The 15,923-nt window shown below is 63.5% G+C and carries 16 protein-coding genes; 7 read left to right on the top strand and 9 right to left on the bottom strand.

Going from position 1 to position 15,923, the window contains the following annotated elements:
* Positions 1-3: 3 nt before the first annotated feature.
* Genes mreC through EZV60_RS08585 form a run of 5 tightly spaced genes read left to right on the top strand, consistent with a single transcriptional unit; the run spans position 4 to position 5,489 of the window.
* On the top strand, positions 4-927 hold the full coding sequence (gene mreC, locus EZV60_RS08605; protein ID WP_135504390.1) for a rod shape-determining protein MreC: 924 nt from the start codon (positions 4-6) through the stop codon (positions 925-927).
* Positions 920-1,459: a rod shape-determining protein MreD gene (locus EZV60_RS08600; RefSeq protein WP_135504388.1), complete on the top strand. Its 540-nt coding sequence runs from the start codon at positions 920-922 to the stop codon at positions 1,457-1,459. Before mreC ends, EZV60_RS08600 begins: the two co-directional genes overlap by 8 nt.
* Complete coding sequence (mrdA, locus tag EZV60_RS08595; RefSeq protein ID WP_135504385.1) at positions 1,456-3,399, top strand: penicillin-binding protein 2; 1,944 nt, start codon at positions 1,456-1,458, stop codon at positions 3,397-3,399. Before EZV60_RS08600 ends, mrdA begins: the two co-directional genes overlap by 4 nt.
* A 13-nt stretch (positions 3,400-3,412) precedes the next feature.
* Positions 3,413-4,552: a rod shape-determining protein RodA gene (rodA, locus tag EZV60_RS08590; protein WP_135504382.1), complete on the top strand. Its 1,140-nt coding sequence runs from the start codon at positions 3,413-3,415 to the stop codon at positions 4,550-4,552.
* A gap of 4 nt (positions 4,553-4,556) precedes the next feature.
* A complete protein-coding gene (locus EZV60_RS08585; protein WP_135504380.1) occupies positions 4,557-5,489 on the top strand; it encodes a 2-hydroxyacid dehydrogenase in 933 nt (310 codons plus the stop codon).
* A gap of 261 nt (positions 5,490-5,750) precedes the next feature.
* Here the strand turns inward: EZV60_RS08585 and EZV60_RS08580 are convergent, their stop codons facing one another.
* Genes EZV60_RS08580 through pncA form a run of 3 tightly spaced genes read right to left on the bottom strand, consistent with a single transcriptional unit; the run spans position 5,751 to position 7,708 of the window.
* Entirely contained in the window at positions 5,751-6,530 is a 780-nt protein-coding gene (locus tag EZV60_RS08580; protein WP_135504378.1) for an SseB family protein, read from the bottom strand.
* Positions 6,523-7,119 (bottom strand): uracil-DNA glycosylase family protein, encoded by a 597-nt coding sequence (locus EZV60_RS08575; RefSeq protein WP_245306253.1) that lies wholly within the window; start codon positions 7,117-7,119, stop codon positions 6,523-6,525. The genes EZV60_RS08580 and EZV60_RS08575 overlap by 8 nt, the downstream gene beginning before the upstream one ends.
* Positions 7,112-7,708, bottom strand: a complete 597-nt coding sequence (gene pncA, locus EZV60_RS08570; RefSeq protein WP_135504373.1) for a bifunctional nicotinamidase/pyrazinamidase — start codon at positions 7,706-7,708, stop codon at positions 7,112-7,114. Before pncA ends, EZV60_RS08575 begins: the two co-directional genes overlap by 8 nt.
* Before the next feature lie 98 nt (positions 7,709-7,806).
* Between pncA and trhO the strand changes: the two genes are divergently transcribed.
* Together trhO and EZV60_RS08560 are read left to right on the top strand one after the other, a co-directional pair.
* Positions 7,807-8,721, top strand: a complete 915-nt coding sequence (trhO, locus tag EZV60_RS08565) for an oxygen-dependent tRNA uridine(34) hydroxylase TrhO (RefSeq protein ID WP_135504369.1) — start codon at positions 7,807-7,809, stop codon at positions 8,719-8,721.
* A gap of 76 nt (positions 8,722-8,797) precedes the next feature.
* Positions 8,798-9,754 (top strand): KpsF/GutQ family sugar-phosphate isomerase, encoded by a 957-nt coding sequence (locus tag EZV60_RS08560; RefSeq protein ID WP_135504365.1) that lies wholly within the window; start codon positions 8,798-8,800, stop codon positions 9,752-9,754.
* On the opposite strand, the gene EZV60_RS08555 is transcribed toward EZV60_RS08560, so the two are convergent.
* The 6 genes from EZV60_RS08555 to EZV60_RS08530 all read right to left on the bottom strand — a co-directional run bounded on the left by EZV60_RS08555 (position 9,751) and on the right by EZV60_RS08530 (position 15,890).
* The gene (locus EZV60_RS08555) at positions 9,751-10,938 is read right to left on the bottom strand and encodes a DegT/DnrJ/EryC1/StrS family aminotransferase (RefSeq protein ID WP_135504363.1); all 1,188 of its coding nucleotides are present in this window, start codon (positions 10,936-10,938) and stop codon (positions 9,751-9,753) included. The two genes, EZV60_RS08560 and EZV60_RS08555, sit on opposite strands and share 4 nt — an antisense overlap.
* Positions 10,935-11,867 carry a GDP-L-fucose synthase family protein gene (locus EZV60_RS08550; protein WP_135504361.1) on the bottom strand — a complete coding sequence of 311 codons (933 nt, stop codon included), beginning with the start codon at positions 11,865-11,867 and terminating at the stop codon, positions 10,935-10,937. The genes EZV60_RS08555 and EZV60_RS08550 overlap by 4 nt, the downstream gene beginning before the upstream one ends.
* Positions 11,864-12,922: a GDP-mannose 4,6-dehydratase gene (gene gmd, locus EZV60_RS08545; protein ID WP_135504358.1), complete on the bottom strand. Its 1,059-nt coding sequence runs from the start codon at positions 12,920-12,922 to the stop codon at positions 11,864-11,866. The genes EZV60_RS08550 and gmd overlap by 4 nt, the downstream gene beginning before the upstream one ends.
* Before the next feature lie 155 nt (positions 12,923-13,077).
* Positions 13,078-13,818 carry a glucose 1-dehydrogenase gene (locus EZV60_RS08540; RefSeq protein ID WP_135504356.1) on the bottom strand — a complete coding sequence of 247 codons (741 nt, stop codon included), beginning with the start codon at positions 13,816-13,818 and terminating at the stop codon, positions 13,078-13,080.
* Between the two features lie 84 nt (positions 13,819-13,902).
* A complete protein-coding gene (locus EZV60_RS08535; protein WP_210115074.1) occupies positions 13,903-15,069 on the bottom strand; it encodes a winged helix-turn-helix domain-containing protein in 1,167 nt (388 codons plus the stop codon).
* Positions 15,066-15,890: a hypothetical protein gene (locus EZV60_RS08530; protein ID WP_135504353.1), complete on the bottom strand. Its 825-nt coding sequence runs from the start codon at positions 15,888-15,890 to the stop codon at positions 15,066-15,068. Before EZV60_RS08530 ends, EZV60_RS08535 begins: the two co-directional genes overlap by 4 nt.
* Positions 15,891-15,923 lie beyond the last annotated feature (33 nt).

Here is a 15,923-nt window from a genome sequence, read left to right as displayed (position 1 = left end):
AACTTGGCCCGCGACCGTGCACAAAGCAGCGACTACACCGCGCCGCTCAAGCGTCTGCTTCTGGGGTGCCTCGTATTGTGCCTCGTCGGGCTCTTCCTGCTCTGGCGCATCGACAGCCCGCGCGTCGAACGCTTTCGCGCCCAGGTGATCGATCGTGTCGTGCCCAGCTTCGACTGGGCCATGGCCCCGGTCACGGGCACAATCAACATCCTGCGCGATTTCCAAAGCTATCAGCGCATCTACCAGCAGAACCAGGAACTGCGCCGCGAGTTGCAGCAGATGAAGGCCTGGAAAGAGGCCGCGCTGCAGCTTGAACAGGAAAACGCCCGCCTGCTCGACCTCAACAACGTGCAGCTCGATCCGCGCCTGACCTTCGTGACCGGCGTGGTGCTGGCCGACAGCGGTTCGCCCTTCCGGCAATCGGTGCTGATCAACGTGGGCGGGCGCGACGGCATCGTCGACGGCTGGGCGGCGATGGACGGGCTCGGCCTTGTCGGGCGCATCTCCGGCGTGGGCGACAACACCGCGCGGGTGATCCTGCTCACCGACACCAGCAGCCGCATACCCGTCACCATCCAGCCCTCGGGCCAGCAGGCACTGGTCATCGGCGACAACTCCGCCGCCCCGCCCATCGATTTCATCGAGGCCCCCGACCAGGTACGCCCGGGCGACCGGGTGATGACATCGGGCGATGGCGGTGTGTTTCCCGCAGGCCTTCTGATCGGGCAGGTGGCCGAAGATCCCGGCGGGCGGATGCGCGTGCGTCTCGCCGCCGATTACGAACGTCTCGAATTCCTGCGCGTGCTGCGCAACTACGGCCACGAACGCATCACCGACCCCGGCGCGCTGATCGCGCCGGACGCCCCCCTGCCCGCACCCGACCCCGAGCCGGAGACCGACCAGACCAGCGAGGCCGCCGATGGGTGACAACGCCACGCTGCACATGTGGGCCATGCGCGCCACTTATCTGGGGCTCGCGCTTCTGATCGTGTTCCTGAGCCTGCTGCCGCTGCAGACCCTCCCGCGCGGCTGGGCCGGGCCGGATTTCATCGTCGCGATCACCTTCGCCTGGGTGCTCCGCCGTCCCGAATTCGTGCCGCCCTGGCTGGTGGCGGCGGTGCTGCTGCTGGCCGATCTGATGTTCCACCGCCCGCCGGGTCTCTGGGCCGCGCTGGTGCTTGTCGGGGCCGAAACCCTGCGCGCCCGCCATATCGGGCTGCGCGACCTGACCTTCGCCGTCGAATGGGTGTCGGTCGCCACGACGCTGGTGGCGATCACGCTGGGCTACCGGGTGATCCTCGCCGTGCTGCTGGTCGATCAGGCGCCGCTCGGGCTCAGCCTCATGCAGATGGTTATGACGCTTCTGGTCTATCCGGTCGTGGTGATCCTGTCGCAAACGCTTCTCGGCGTGCGCAAGCTCGCACCGGGGGATCTTGACGCGCTGGGGGGCCGCACATGAGACGCCCCACCAAGGACAGCGCGGAAAGCCAGCGCAAGATCACCCGCCGCGGTCTGGTGCTGGGCGGGGCGATGGCCGGGTTCATGGGCCTTCTGGCGCTGCGGATGCGGCACCTGCAGGTCGATCAGGCCGATCAGTTCCGGCTTCTGGCCGATGAGAACCGGATCAACATCCGGCTTATTCCGCCTGCACGCGGGCGTATTTTCGACCGCGAAGGGCGCATCGTGGCCGAAAACATCCCCTCCTACCGCATCAACATCGTCCGCGAAGAGGCCGGCGATGTGGACGAGGTGATCGAACGCCTGTCGCGGCTCGTCCGGCTTGATCCCGAAGAGCTGGCGAAGGCGCGCGAGGATCTCTCCAAGCTGCGCGGCGACACACCCGTCACCGTGGCCGACCGGGTGACGTGGGAGGACATCAGCCGGGTCGCCGTCAACACCCCTGCCCTGCCCGGCGTGACCCCCGAGGTGGGCCTGTCCCGCCACTACCCGATGGAGGACGACTACGCCCATCTCGTTGGCTATGTCGGCCCGGTGAACGAACGCGATCTCGACCGGATCGACGCGCCGGACGCGCTCTTGCTGCTGCCCCGCTTCCAGATCGGCAAGATCGGGGTCGAATCCCAGCTCGAGGAAACGCTGCGCGGCACCGCCGGCACCAAGCGGGTCGAGGTCAACGCCGCGGGCCGCGTCATGCGCGAGATCGACCGCGTCGAGGGCGAGGCGGGCCGCGACATCCAGCTTTCGGTGGACAACGCCCTGCAATCCTACGTGCACGCCCGGCTCTCGGGCGAAAGTGCGGCGGCTGTGGTGATCGACTGCGACTCGGGCGATCTTCTGGCCTGCGCCTCGGCGCCCAGCTTCGATCCCAATCTCTTCGTGCGCGGCATTTCCGTGGCCGATTACCGCGCGCTTCTCGACAACAAATACCGCCCGCTGCCCAACAAGGCGGTGCAGGGGATCTACCCGCCCGGCTCCACCTTCAAGATGGTCACGGCCCTCGCCGCGCTCGAGGACGGGCAGGTCGACCCCAACGAGACCGTCTATTGCCCCGGCCACATGGAGGTCTCGGGCCGCCGCTTTCATTGCTGGAAACGCGTCGGCCACGGCAACGTGGACCTGCACCGCTCGCTGCGCGACAGCTGCGACGTCTACTACTACGAGATGGCCACGCGCGTCGGCATCGAAAAGATCTCCGCCATGGCCCGCCGCCTCGGCCTCGGCATCGCCCACGACCTGCCGCTGACCTCCGTGGCCGGCGGGCTGACCCCAACCAAGGACTGGAAGCTGGTGAATCGCGGCGAGGCCTGGCTTGTGGGCGACAGCGTCAACGCCGCCATCGGCCAGGGTTTCGTGCTGGCCTCGCCCCTGCAGCTGGCGGTGATGACCGCGCGCCTCGCCACCGGGCGCAGCGTGACGCCGCGCCTCGTGAAATCCATCGACGGGGTCGAACAGCCCACCGGCCACGGCGAGCCGATGGGCCTTAACGAAAACCACCTGCGCCAGATCCGGCAGGCGATGTACGCGGTCTCCAACAACCGGCGCGGCACCGCCTATGGCAGCCGCATCATCGAGGACGCCTTCCGCATGGCCGGCAAGACCGGCACCAGCCAGGTCCGCAACATCACCGCCGCCGAACGCGCGCGCGGCGTTTTCCGCAACGAGGACCTGCCCTGGGAACGCCGCGACCACGCGCTCTATGTCGATTTCGCGCCCGTCGAGAATCCCAAGGTCGCCGTCGCGGTGATCGTCGAACATGGCGGCGGCGGCTCGCGCGCCGCAGCGCCCGTCGCGCGCGACATCACCCTGCAGGCGCTCTACGGCGGGGATCCCCCGCTCGAGGCCTATCCCGCCAAGGACCGCGACCGCATCCGCACGCAACAAGAAGAGCTGCGCCGCGCCCGCCCCGGATCGGGCCGCGACGGCTCGGACCGGGCCTGAGGGGACGCGCGGCATGAGCTATCTCGAATATACCGTCAAGCAAACGCCCACCGGCCTTCGCAAGGTGCTCTACCTCAACTGGGGTCTGGCGCTCTTGCTGACGGCGGTGGCCAGCGTCGGATTCCTGATGCTTTACTCCGTGGCCGGCGGGTCCTTCACGCCCTGGGCCGAACCGCAGATGAAACGCTACGCGCTGGGGCTGGCCGCGATGTTCTTCGTGGCCATGGTTCCAATCTGGTTCTGGCGCAACATGTCGGTGCTGGCCTACACCGTGTCGATCCTTCTGCTGGTCGCGGTGGAACTGATCGGCACCGAAGGCAAGGGCGCGCAGCGCTGGATCGACCTGGGCTTCATGCGGCTGCAGCCATCCGAGCTGATGAAGATCACTCTGGTGATGCTGCTGGCGGCCTACTACGACTGGCTGCCGCTGAACAAGACGTCCCGGCCGATCTGGGTTTTCCTGCCCGTGGTGCTGATCCTGCTGCCGGTGGCGCTCGTGCTGCGCCAGCCCGACCTCGGCACGTCGATTCTGCTCATCACCGGGGGCGGTCTGATCATGTTTCTCGCAGGTGTCCACTGGGCCTATTTCGCCGCCGTGATCGCGGCGGGCGTGGGGCTCATCGCGGCGGTCTTCAAAAGCCGCGGCACCGACTGGCAGCTTCTGGCGGATTACCAGTTCCGCCGCATCGACACCTTCCTCGATCCCGCCTCCGACCCGCTGGGGGCAGGCTATCACATCACCCAGTCGAAGATCGCGCTTGGCTCTGGCGGCTGGACCGGGCGCGGTTTCATGCAGGGCACGCAATCGCGGCTGAACTTCCTGCCGGAAAAACATACCGATTTCATCTTTACCACGCTGGCCGAGGAGTTCGGCTTCATCGGGGCGTTCTCGCTTCTGATCCTCTATGCGCTCATCATCGTCTTCTGCGTGGCCTCGGCGCTTGCCAACAAGGACCGGTTCTCGTCGCTGCTGACGCTTGGCATCGCGGTGACCTTCTTCCTCTTCTTCGCGGTGAACATGTCGATGGTGATGGGCCTCGCGCCAGTGGTGGGCGTGCCCCTGCCGCTCGTCAGCTACGGCGGCTCGGCCATGCTCATCCTGATGCTGGGCTTCGGCCTTGTCCAAAGCGCGCATATCCACAGACCAAGGTAAGCCCATGCCCGTGAACGTCCTCTTCGCCGCCGCGCCCTCGCGGTGGGCTCAGTACCAGACACCGCTAAGCGACGCCTTCGCCGAGAAAGACCTCGATGTCGACCTGCGACAGGAATTTGCCCCCGAAGAGGTCGATTACATCGTCTACGCCCCACAAAGCGGGCTGACGGATTTCACCCCCTACACCCGCACGAAGGCGGTGCTGAACCTCTGGGCCGGGGTGGAAAACATCGTCGGCAACAAGACCCTCACCCAGCCGCTCGCCCGCATGGTCGACGAGGGTCTGACGCGCGGCATGGTCGAATGGGTCACCGGCCACACGCTGCGCCATCATCTGAACACCGACCTGCATGTGCTGGGACAGGATGGCGTCTGGCGGGAGTATGTGCCCCCGCTGGCCTGCGACAGGCCCGTGACCATTCTGGGCCTCGGCGCACTGGGCCAGGCCTGCGGCGAGGCGCTCGGCCAGCTCGGGTTTCCCGTCACCGGCTGGTCGCGCACGCAAAAGGACCTGCCGGGCCTCACCTGCCTGTCTGGCAAGGACGGCCTGCACAAGGCGCTCTCGACCGCGCAGATCCTGATCCTGCTGTTGCCACATACGCCCGAGACGGAAAACACGCTGGATACGGCGGCGCTGGCGCGCCTGCCCGACGGGGCCGTGATCCTCAATCCCGGGCGCGGACGGCTTATCGACGATGACGCGCTTCTGGCCGCGCTCGACAAGGGCCACATCGCCCACGCCACGCTCGATGTCTTCCGCACCGAACCCTTGCCACCCGAACACCCGTTCTGGGCGCACCCAAAAGTGACGGTCACCCCCCACAAGGCCTCCGAGACCCGACCGGAAAGCGCCGCGCGCGTGATCGCCGAAAACGTTCGGCGCGGTGAGGCGGGCGAGTCCTTCCTGCACCTCGTGGATCGCGACCTCGGTTATTAAGCGGTGCGCGCGTGCCGCGCGCGCTGAGTGTCTCGGCCCCCCGTGGGGCCTCGGGCCGCGCGGATGATGGGCGCGGCGCGTCAGGTCTTAAGGGGACGCCTAGGGCCAAGGTCGGATTCGAGTGTTTTTCCTAGAAAGACGCGGGCCGCGTTAACGATCTTGCCGGCGGTTTGCCGGTGTACGGGCTGTGTACAGCTTGTGTACGGAAATCGTACGCCGGATTTCCGGCCTGCCACACTGATAAACGAACCGGGCGTTGCGTCAGCGCAGTTTCGGCGGGCGGTCCGGATCAAGGCCGGGATTTTCACCCGGCTGGCGCGGGGTTTCGGGCTTTGGCAGGTCAAAGCGCAGACCGACCAGCGCCATACGCGCCGCCGCCGGGTCGGAGGCGCGGAAGAAGCCCACGTCGAGCATCGCCGCTTCCAGACCCGAAAAGGTGAGCACCTGAGAGACCGCGCGCGCCAGTGCATCCTCGGCCCCCGGCACCGCATCGATCACGCCCAGCATATGCCCCTGCGCGCCATTTTCGTAAACGACACCAACAAGATAGGCCATATCCGCCATGCCTTCGGCGCTGGCGAGCCGCGTGTCGAGCGCGGTCAAAAGCGTCTCCGGCAGGCCCTTGGGCGGCTGGAATTCGCGTACTTTGGTTTCCACCTCTTCTGGCGCCTCGGCCAGCGTCTCGTTCAGCCAGACCATCGCCTCGGGCGGCAAAAGCATCGCCGACGGCCCCTGTTCCAGGTTCAGGCCCAGCCCCAGCCCCGCCTCTGCCAGCATCTCCGCCAGGGCCCGCCCCGACAGGCCCACATAGGCCGCTTCAGCCCCTGCAAAACCGGCCAACCGCTCCTCGGCGTCGAAGGCGAGGATGAAATTTTTCCCCTCGACTTCAAAGGCTTGCGGCACAATTTGATCGTCCTCCGCCTCACTCTCCAGCAAAAGGAAAAGCTCGGAAGCCGCAAGCGCCTCGTAGAAGCGCAGACGCTCGGCCTCACCGCCTTGCTCCATCGCGGCATGGGCCCGATCCAGATGTGTCTCAGACATTCAGCACCTCTTGCACCCGGGCCCGTAAGGTCGGAAGGACCTCTGCCTCGAACCACGGGTTTTTCTTCAGCCAGCCCGTATTGCGCCAGGACGGATGAGGCAAGGGAAAGGCGCGAGGCGCATGGTCGCGCCAGGCCCGTACGGTGTCGGTCACACCCGCCTTGGCGCCCAAGTGATACTTGTGCGCATAGCCGCCGACGATTACGGAAAGCTGCAGGTTTTCAAGGCTTTGTGTCACCGCGTCATGCCACGTTTTCCGGCAGACGGGTGGTGGCGGCAGGTCGGATCCCTTGGCGTCATAACCCGGAAAGCAAAAGGCCATCGGCACGATCGCCACGCGCGAGGTATCGTAGAAAACCTCCGTCGGCAGGCCCAGCCAATAGCGCAGCCGGTCGCCCGACGGGTCGTCGAAGGGCTTGCCGGACTTGTGCACTCGCATCCCCGGCGCCTGCCCCGCGATCAGGATCCGCGCGGTGGGTCGGAACCAGACGACCGGACGCGGCCTGTGGCCCGTGGCGGTGGCCGCGAACCGCGCGGCACACAGGCGGCAGGCGGCTATGTCATTGGCAAGATTTGGGAAATCAGGCAAGCCGCACGCCTGCCTCGCGCATCCCCTCCATCGCCTTTCCAAGCGATCCATCCAGATCTATGGCCCGGCAAAGCGCGGGGTCGAGCGTGACGTCGTAGCCCAGTTGCGCCGCGTCAACGGCGGAGAAATTCACGCAGAAATCGGTTGCGAGACCGACCATGATCAGCCGGTCGATGCCGCGTGTCTGCAGATAGCCGTGCAGACCAGTGGGTGTCTTGTGATCGTTCTCGAAAAAGGCGGAATAGCTGTCGATCAAGGGGTTGTACCCCTTGCGGATAATCAGGTCCGCGCGAGTCGTGTTCATCCCTGGATGAAACGCCGCGCCCTCGCTGCCCTGCACGCAGTGATCGGGCCAAAGGACCTGCGGCCCATAGGGCATATCGATCATCTGAAGCGGAGCCTTTCCGTCATGGCTTGACGCGAACGAGGAATGTCCCGCCGGATGCCAGTCCTGCGTCAGGATGACCGCCTCGGCCGTTTCCATCAGCGCGTTGATCCCCGGCACGATTTCGTCCCCGCCCGGCACGGCGAGGGCGCCACCGGGGCAGAAATCATTTTGAACATCGATCACCAGAAGGGCATGGGTCATGGCATGTCTCCTTTGTTCTCAATGGGTAGGTCCGGACCCCGGAGGCGTCAATGCCTGACGCTTGCTCAAGTCCGGCGAGGCGCGTAAAGAGCCGGGCCATGTACACCATCGCAGCGCTCTATCACTTTACCCGTTTCGACGACCCCTATGCGCTTCGTGCGCCGCTGCTTAAGCTGTGCGAGATGGAAAAGGTCTCGGGTTCGCTCCTTCTGGCGCGAGAGGGGATCAACGGCACCATCGCGGGACCTCGCGCGGGCATCGACGCCGTGCTTGCCCATATCCGCGCCTTACCCGGTTGCGCCGATCTGGAGTGGAAGGAAAGCGAGAGCGCCGAGCAGCCCTTTCGCCGGCTGAAAGTCCGGGTGAAGAAAGAGATCGTCACCATGGGTCAGCCCGACGTAGATCCGAAAGCGCGGGTGGGCCGTTACGTGGATCCCAAGGATTGGAACGCGCTGATCCAAAACCCGGACGTGGCCGTGATCGACACGCGCAACGATTACGAGGTCGCCATCGGCACGTTTCAGGGCGCGGTCGACCCCGAGACCGAAAGCTTCCGTGACTTCCCCGCATGGTGGGAAGAAAACAAGCACCGCTTTCACAACAAGCGCATCGCGATGTTCTGCACCGGCGGAATCCGTTGTGAGAAATCAACAAATTATCTTCTGGGACAGGGCGTTGATGAGGTCTATCACCTCAAGGGCGGCATCCTGAAATACCTCGAAGAAGTGCCCGAGGACCAAAGTACCTGGCAGGGCGAATGTTTCGTCTTCGACGGGCGCGTGTCGGTCGGCCACGGGCTTCGGGAAGGGCCGCACCGGCTTTGCCACGCCTGCCGGCGTCCGATCCTGCCACAGGATATGGCACGCCCGGAATATGAGGAAGGCGTGTCCTGCCACCACTGCATCGACGAGACAGGCGAGGACGACAAGGCGCGGTTTCGCGAACGGCAAAAGCAGATGGCTCTGGCCGAGACGCGCGGCGAACGGCATATCCGGATCGTCCACGAGAAATAAGCTCTCGGTCGCAGGGGCTTGGCCCCGGCACGACGGCGCGCTATGGCTGGCGGGAAAACCGCGCAGGACCCTACTGATGACATCTCAAAGCCCTTCCGACATCGCCCGCGACGTGCTTGGCATCGAGGGCAACGCGCTACTCGCCTTTCGTGACGGGCTGCCGGACGAGTTCGACGCGGTGGTTGAACTGCTTCTTTCAGTCAAGGGACGGGTCATCGTCTCCGGCATGGGTAAATCGGGCCATGTCGCTGCCAAGATCGCGGCGACCATGGCCAGCACCGGCACGCCCGCGCAATACGTCCACCCGGGAGAGGCAAGCCACGGCGATCTCGGTATGATTACCGGCCATGACGCGGTGATCCTGATTTCCAATTCAGGAGAGACGCGCGAACTGGCCGATATCATCGCACACTGTGCGCGTTTTTCCATTCCGCTGATCGGCATCACCAAGAAGTCCGACAGCACCCTTGCCCGCCAAGGCGACAATCACCTCCTGCTGCCTGACGCGCCAGAGGCCTGCGCCATCGGCATGGCGCCGACAACCTCGACGACCTGCGCCATGGCGCTTGGTGACGCACTGGCCGTGGCCCTGATGAAGCTACGAGGGTTTGATCGCGAGAACTTTCTCGCTTTCCATCCCGGCGGCACGCTTGGTGCGCAGCTGCTCAAGGTATCGGCGGTCATGCATACCGGTGACGATCTGCCCATCGTGGCCGAGGATACGGCGATGGGCGACACTCTGTTGGAGATGACGGCGAAAGGATTCGGCGTGGCGGCGCTGGTCAAGGACGGGCGGCTGGAAGGCGTGATCACAGACGGTGACTTGCGACGAAACCTCGACAGCCTTATGTCACGCACCGCCGGAGAGGTCGCCACCCGAAGCCCGCGCAGCATCGCTCCGGACGCGCTGTTGACCGAAGCTCTCGGGCTGATGAACGCCAACAAGATCAGCGCGCTTTTCGCCGTGGACGACGAAGGTCGGCTCAAAGGGCTGGTGCATATACACGACGCGCTTCGGGCAGGCGTGGCTTAACCCGCCACCTCATCCAGCGCCGCGCGCAGCAAAGGCCACTTGTCGTCCAGCGGATAGTGATGGTTGCCGATGAACAGCCCGTTGGCGTCCACCTCGTCGGCATTTCGCAACTCGCCGTGGATCACGTGATCCATGTGGCGCGTCACCACTTCGTTCTTGGCGAAATTCCCGGCCACCACGGGCCGGCATTCGATCCCGTGCCGCCCGAAGGCCGCGATCAAATCGGCGCGGGAAAAATCGGCATCGGGCTGCACCACCATGGCAAAGCCGAACCAGCTGCTCTCGCCGGTCTCCTGCTGGATCCGGATCTGCGGATAGCCCTGCATCAGTGCGCGAAAGCTTTCCGCGTTCTTGCGCCGTTCGGATACGATCATCGGCAGCTTGGCGATCTGCTCCTGCCCGATGGCGCCGCTCATCTCAAGCGGGCGCAGGTTGTAGCCCGGCAGCACGAACTTGAAGCTCTCTTCGAACGGGTCATCGCTTTTCTCTCCGGTCACGCGGTTGAACTTCGGCAAATGCCGGGTCCAGCCGTGAGACCTGAGTGATAGCATTATGTGATAAAGCTCTTCGTCGTCGGTCACCACAAGCCCGCCTTCCATGGTGGCGATGTGGTGTGAAAAAAAGGACGAATAGCTGCCAGCGATGCCAAAAGTACCCGCCTGCCGGCCATGGAACGTCGCGCCTAGGCTTTCGCAATTGTCCTCGAAAAGCAGGATATCCCGATCGCCGATAATTGCGGTGATCCGGTCAAAATCATTGGGGTTGCCCAGAAGGTTGACCGCCATGATTGCACGGGTCTCGGGACCGATGGCCTGGGCGAGGGCGTCGAGGTCGAAATTCATCGTTGCCGGGTCGATATCGACGAATTTCATTCGCAGCCCGTACTGGTGCAAAGGATAATACGTCGTGGACCAACTCACCGCGGGCACGATTACCTCTGCCCCCGCAGGCAGATTGCGCATTTTGTGATAACGCAGGGCAGCGACCATGATCAGGTTGGCCGACGAGCCCGAATTTACCATGATCGCATGTTTCGCGCCCATGGCTCTGGCGAAGTCTTTCTCGAACTTTGCCACTTCCGCGCCCATAGAGAACATGCCGGATCGCACGACACGATCGATAGCCGCGTATTCGGCCGCATCCCAGCTTGTCGTTGCCAGAGGAAATCCCGCGTTGTCACTCATGCCGCGCCCCTTTCGACCACGTCGAGAAAGAATTCATACGTCCGCGCAATCCCGTCGCGCAGCAAGGTTTGTGGCTGCCAGCCGAACGCAGTCTGGCTCTCGACCGCGAGAAGCTTCTGCTTCATTCCGGTTGGACGGCTCAGATCGTGGGTGAAGCCACCGTTAAACCCAATCACCTTGGCCGCTTCCTCGTAATACTCGTTGATCGAATAGTCATAGCCGAGCCCCATGTTCATGCAGCCGGGCAGATCATCGAACCGCTTGACCGCGGTCCAGACACCATCTGCCAGATCACCTGAATACATGAACTCGCGACGTGCGGTCCCGTCGCCCCAGATCTCCACCGTCTCCGCCCTGTTCTCGCGCGCCTCGTGCAGTTTGCGGATGATGGCCGGCACAAGATGCGACACGGCGGGATCAAACTTGTCATACAAACCGTAGAGGTTGCAGGGAATGATCGTCTTGTAGGCCAGATCCGGGCGCTCACGCGTGGTAAAGGCGCAAAGCCGTGCCACGGCGACCTTAGCGAGCCCATAGCCTTCGTTGGTCGGTTCAAGCTCACCCTTGCCAAGACTGTCTTCTTGCAGCGGGTTGGGCGCGTCATGCGGATACATGCAGCTTGACCCGAGGTTCAGAAGGCGCGGCACATCGGCCTCGCGCGCGGCGAGCACGAGATTGAAGCCCATGTCCATGTTTTCGGATAGAAACGCAGCAGGATGCGCAATGTTGGCCTGAATGCCGCCCACACGGCCCGCTGAATGAATAATTACATCCGGCTTTTCGGCCGCTAACGCCGCCATGACCGCAGACCGGTCGGTCAGATCGAGCTCAGCACTGGTGGGCGCCACGATCTGCATTTCGCGCGCCGCATCATGTGCCAGGATCGCACGGCCAACCATGCCGCTTCCGCCAGTCAGTAAGACTTTCATGCCTCGGCCTGCGCCCGCTTGAGGGCCGCCGCCTCTTCGAAATCCGAAAGGGCCATTTCCTTCACCAATGTTTCGAAACTGGTCTCAGGCTGCCAGCCGAGTTTTTCACGTGCCTTGCTCGCGTCGCCCAAAAGGGTTTCGACTTCGGCAGGTCGGAAATACATCGGATCGACCCGGACGATCACGCGGCCCTCCGCATCGCGTCCCACCTCATCCGGACCTTCATCTTCGAAGGTGATGGACATGCCCAGAACCTCTGCCGCACGCTGCACGAAGTCGCGCACGGAATACTGCTGACCAGTGGCAATCACGTAATCCTCCGGACTGTCCTGCTGCAGCATTAGCCACATCATCTTTACGTAGTCGCGCGCATGCCCCCAGTCGCGCAGCGCATCCATGTTGCCAAGCCGCAGCTCGTCCTGCATGCCCAACTTGATCCGGGCGAGCGCACGGGTGATCTTGCGAGTTACGAAGGTTTCCCCGCGAATGGGGCTTTCGTGATTAAAAAGAATCCCGTTGCAGGCGTAGATGTCATAGGCTTCGCGGTAATTCACCGTGATCCAATAGGCGTATAGCTTTGCGACGGCATAAGGCGAGCGCGGGTAGAACGGCGTCGTCTCGCGCTGCGGCGTTTCCTGCACGAGACCATATAGCTCTGACGTGGAGGCCTGATAATACCGCGTCGTTTCTCCCATTCCGAGAAAGCGGATTGCCTCCAGCAGGCGCAGCGCGCCCATGGCGTCAGAGTTGGCCGTATACTCGGGCTCCTCGAAGCTGACGGCTACGTGACTTTGCGCAGCGAGGTTATAAACCTCATCGGGGCGTACCGATTGCAATATACGCGTCAGCGAGGAGCTGTCTGTCATATCGCCGTGATGCAGCTGGAACTGGCCAGTGCGGCCAGGCTCCCCCTCGAACAGGTGATCAATTCGCGCAGTGTTGAAAAGCGAGGTGCGCCGCTTGATGCCGTGCACCTCATAGCCTTTTTCGAGCAGGTATTCCGACAGATAGGCGCCGTCCTGTCCCGTCACGCCGGTAATCAGTGCTTTCTTCATGGGCTCGGCCCCCGCAGTCGTGTACTTGGTCCCTCCGATACTGCGTCAGCCGTCAAAAGAACAGGCCTATGCCATCGGCACCCGGCGGAATTTTTCAATATCTCTGGGCCGGAGGATACGATTTTCCGATACGGTTTTCTCGAAATCCGTACTCCTCAAATGCATCTTCCGCCATCGACCTCCATGCAGACGCCGGTGATCATCGCCGCCTCGTCGCTGCAAAGAAAGGCTGCCGCATTACCAAGATCCTGCGGCGTGGAAAACCGTCCCAGAGGGATGGTCGAGAGAAACTTCGCCCGCATCTCCGGCGTGTCTTCTCCCATGAAAGACGCCAAAAGCGGCGTCTCGCCAGCAACTGGGTTAAGCGCGTTGACCCGGATGCCAGCCGGGGCCAATTCCACCGCCAGTGCACGTGTCGCCGTGATCATCCAGCCCTTCGAGGCATTGTACCAGTTGAGGTTGGGCCTCGGACTCACCCCGGCGGTCGAGGCCATGTTGAGCATCACTCCCGTTCCCCGCGCCTTCATCTCCGGCACGAATACGCGCACGGCATGGTAAACCGATTTGCAGTTCACAGCGAACACGCGGTCGAACTCCGCTTCGTCGACCGTTTCCGCCGGCATCGGCAGATGCGTGATCCCGGCATTGTTGACCATGATATCCGGAACGCCGAAGGTCTTGTGCGCCGCTTTCGCAAGGGCCGCCATGCTGGCCGCGTCGGACACGTCGACCGGACAGGCGGATGCGCCCAAAGCGTCAGCCAGTTCAAGCGCGGCCTCCGCATTGATATCGGCAATCATCACCTTGGCGCCCTCGGCGAGAAACTTTCGCACGATCCCTTCGCCAAAGCCGCTGGCTCCGCCCGTGACAATGGCGGTTTTCCCCTCAAGACGCATCTGATCCTCCCTTTGCGGCGCTCACGCCGAGTATCGTTTCAAGTCGACGAGGCGACCAAGAAAATTTCGATGCAAGGACACCTGTCAGGCGGGCTCCGGGACGTGCCAGAGAATATCCTTAACACCGGCAAGCCGGGCGAAGCGGCGCAGTTCCGCGTCAAGACGTCCGCTGCGGCCCACTCCCCAGCGAACACCCGGTTCCGGCCAGAAACCACTTACCTTCATCCAACCAGCCTTACGGTCCGCGCAAAGCTCGATGCGCCCGACGAAACGGTCCCTTTCCAGCAGCGGATAGACATAATAGCCCCAGCGGCGCTTGTGCTTCGGCACAAACATCTCGTTCCGGTACTCGAAACCGAAAAGCCTTTGCAGCCTCGACCGATCTCGGATCGCGGGATCGAATGGGTTGAGCAACCGGATACGCTCCGAAAGCTCCGGCAACTGGGCAAGCCGCGCCTCGATATCCGCGCAGCCCCAGGCCTCGCGCCACGTGCCATCGGCGCTTTCGATGCGAAGCGGCACGAGCCTGCGCCGCTCCATCCATGTCCGGGCTTCATCCGCGGTCATCGCATCCCAGAAGCGTTGAATCTCACCACAGCTGGCCATAGCCAACTTGCCGAGCGCCGCATCACAAAGCCAGTCCGCCGCCTCATGTTCAGGCGGACCTTCAAGGGGATGAAACGGAAAAACCCGTTCACCCAGATCGTAGAATTTGACAAAGCTGCGCCGGTGGCTGGTGGCCAGATCGCCCGCGTACCACATCTGGTCCAGCGCGCGTTTATGCGGCGGGCGCGCCCATATCTCGCGCCGGTCCGCCTTCGTGTCGAATGCATGCGTCGAAAGCGCGCCCTCGCGTGCGATACGGGCGCGGATCCGGGCGATCTCTTCTTGTCCAAGACCGGACTGATACCATGGCGCCCGGGCCGTACGCTCTCCAAGCCGGCGAAACTGGCGCGACCACATCGGCAGGATCTCCATCGGGATGAGAGAAGCGTCATGGGTGAAATGTTCGAAGAGATCCCGCGATTCGAGACGCGGCCAGAGCATGTGCTCGCGATAGGACATGTTGCGGGACCACAGAATGTGATGGTGCGCGCGGGTCACATTGCGCACGGTGTCGATCTGCACGAATCCTAGCATGCGAATGATCGCCATCACGTCGGGTGATCCGACCTGCGCGCCTGCCAACCCGTTGACCGTCAGCCAAAGGGCTCTTGCCCGCCGGTTGTCGATCTCAAGCGGGGCTGTCACGGCAGGTTCATGTAGATCAGCGCGTCGCGCAGCTCCTGGCCTTCGAGGTCCATCACGATGTCCATGAACATGCGCCCGATCGCACAGGCCTGGGCGTTGCCCGCACGCGGCAGATTGTCGATCGCACGCAGAAGGGCGCGGGGATTGTCCGCTTCGCCGATCCGTTTCGACAAAGCCTCGGCCATCCGGGTCTCGACACCGTCGATGCGCGCCGCGCTCATCTGCACCGGCTTGCGCGTCACGCCGAGCCGGGCCGCCTTGGCCTGAATGCGATAGTAATTTCGCAGGCCTTCTGTGTTGAGCCGCGCGGCTGTCCGGGACATTACCCTCGCGAACTGGCGCGGTGGCATCCGGTCCCGCACGATCAGACCGCACTCGCGCGCCGACAGCGCCTCCATCATCACCTTTTCGACCTGATGGTAATACCGTAATTCCCGGGTGGACAGATGCGGCAGGCCCCGCTGGATCAAAGGCCACACAAGTCCGCGCGCTTCGGTCACCGTCTCGGGCGCGTCAAAGGCCGCCATCACCCGGTCCGCCACATAGCCCGCGATCACCGGGTCGCGATACACAAGTTCGGCCTGCGCCACCGCAAGATCGAGTTTTTCACCGCGAAACCCGAGCGCGTACATCTCAGCGCGGAAATCGGCGTAATCGGGCAACTCTCCGAGAAGCCGGATCACATCGGCGCGGGTTGCGCGCGGCGCATCGCTCTCTTGCGCCTGTAAGGGCGCAACCAACGAAAGGCAAATAAGTACCGTCAGGACAATCGCCAAGCGCGACAGAGTGGGCGCAAGCCAAAAGAGGCGTGAAGAGGTCATGATCCGAGCCTAACGGTTTTACCCGGATTGGAA

The organism is Roseovarius aestuariivivens (assembly GCF_004761875.1).
Classification (GTDB): Bacteria; Pseudomonadota; Alphaproteobacteria; order Rhodobacterales; family Rhodobacteraceae; genus Roseovarius; species Roseovarius aestuariivivens.
The sequence above is the reverse complement of the archived record's forward strand: the minus strand, read 5'-3'. Positions and strand labels throughout refer to the sequence as shown.

Bases quoted from the DNA above. Each gene is read 5' to 3' on its own strand.
- EZV60_RS08560 (WP_135504365.1), top strand. From the start codon at position 8,798: ATGACATCTCAAAGCCCTTCCGACATCGCCCGCGACGTGCTTGGCATC.
- mrdA (WP_135504385.1), top strand. From the start codon at position 1,456: ATGAGACGCCCCACCAAGGACAGCGCGGAAAGCCAGCGCAAGATCACC.
- EZV60_RS08580 (WP_135504378.1), bottom strand. From the start codon at position 6,530: ATGTCTGAGACACATCTGGATCGGGCCCATGCCGCGATGGAGCAAGGC.
- rodA (WP_135504382.1), top strand. From the start codon at position 3,413: ATGAGCTATCTCGAATATACCGTCAAGCAAACGCCCACCGGCCTTCGC.
- pncA (WP_135504373.1), bottom strand. From the start codon at position 7,708: ATGACCCATGCCCTTCTGGTGATCGATGTTCAAAATGATTTCTGCCCC.
- EZV60_RS08550 (WP_135504361.1), bottom strand. From the start codon at position 11,867: ATGAAAGTCTTACTGACTGGCGGAAGCGGCATGGTTGGCCGTGCGATC.
- trhO (WP_135504369.1), top strand. From the start codon at position 7,807: ATGTACACCATCGCAGCGCTCTATCACTTTACCCGTTTCGACGACCCC.
- gmd (WP_135504358.1), bottom strand. From the start codon at position 12,922: ATGAAGAAAGCACTGATTACCGGCGTGACGGGACAGGACGGCGCCTAT.
- EZV60_RS08555 (WP_135504363.1), bottom strand. From the start codon at position 10,938: ATGAGTGACAACGCGGGATTTCCTCTGGCAACGACAAGCTGGGATGCG.
- EZV60_RS08540 (WP_135504356.1), bottom strand. From the start codon at position 13,818: ATGCGTCTTGAGGGGAAAACCGCCATTGTCACGGGCGGAGCCAGCGGC.
- EZV60_RS08530 (WP_135504353.1), bottom strand. From the start codon at position 15,890: ATGACCTCTTCACGCCTCTTTTGGCTTGCGCCCACTCTGTCGCGCTTG.
- EZV60_RS08600 (WP_135504388.1), top strand. From the start codon at position 920: ATGGGTGACAACGCCACGCTGCACATGTGGGCCATGCGCGCCACTTAT.
- EZV60_RS08585 (WP_135504380.1), top strand. From the start codon at position 4,557: ATGCCCGTGAACGTCCTCTTCGCCGCCGCGCCCTCGCGGTGGGCTCAG.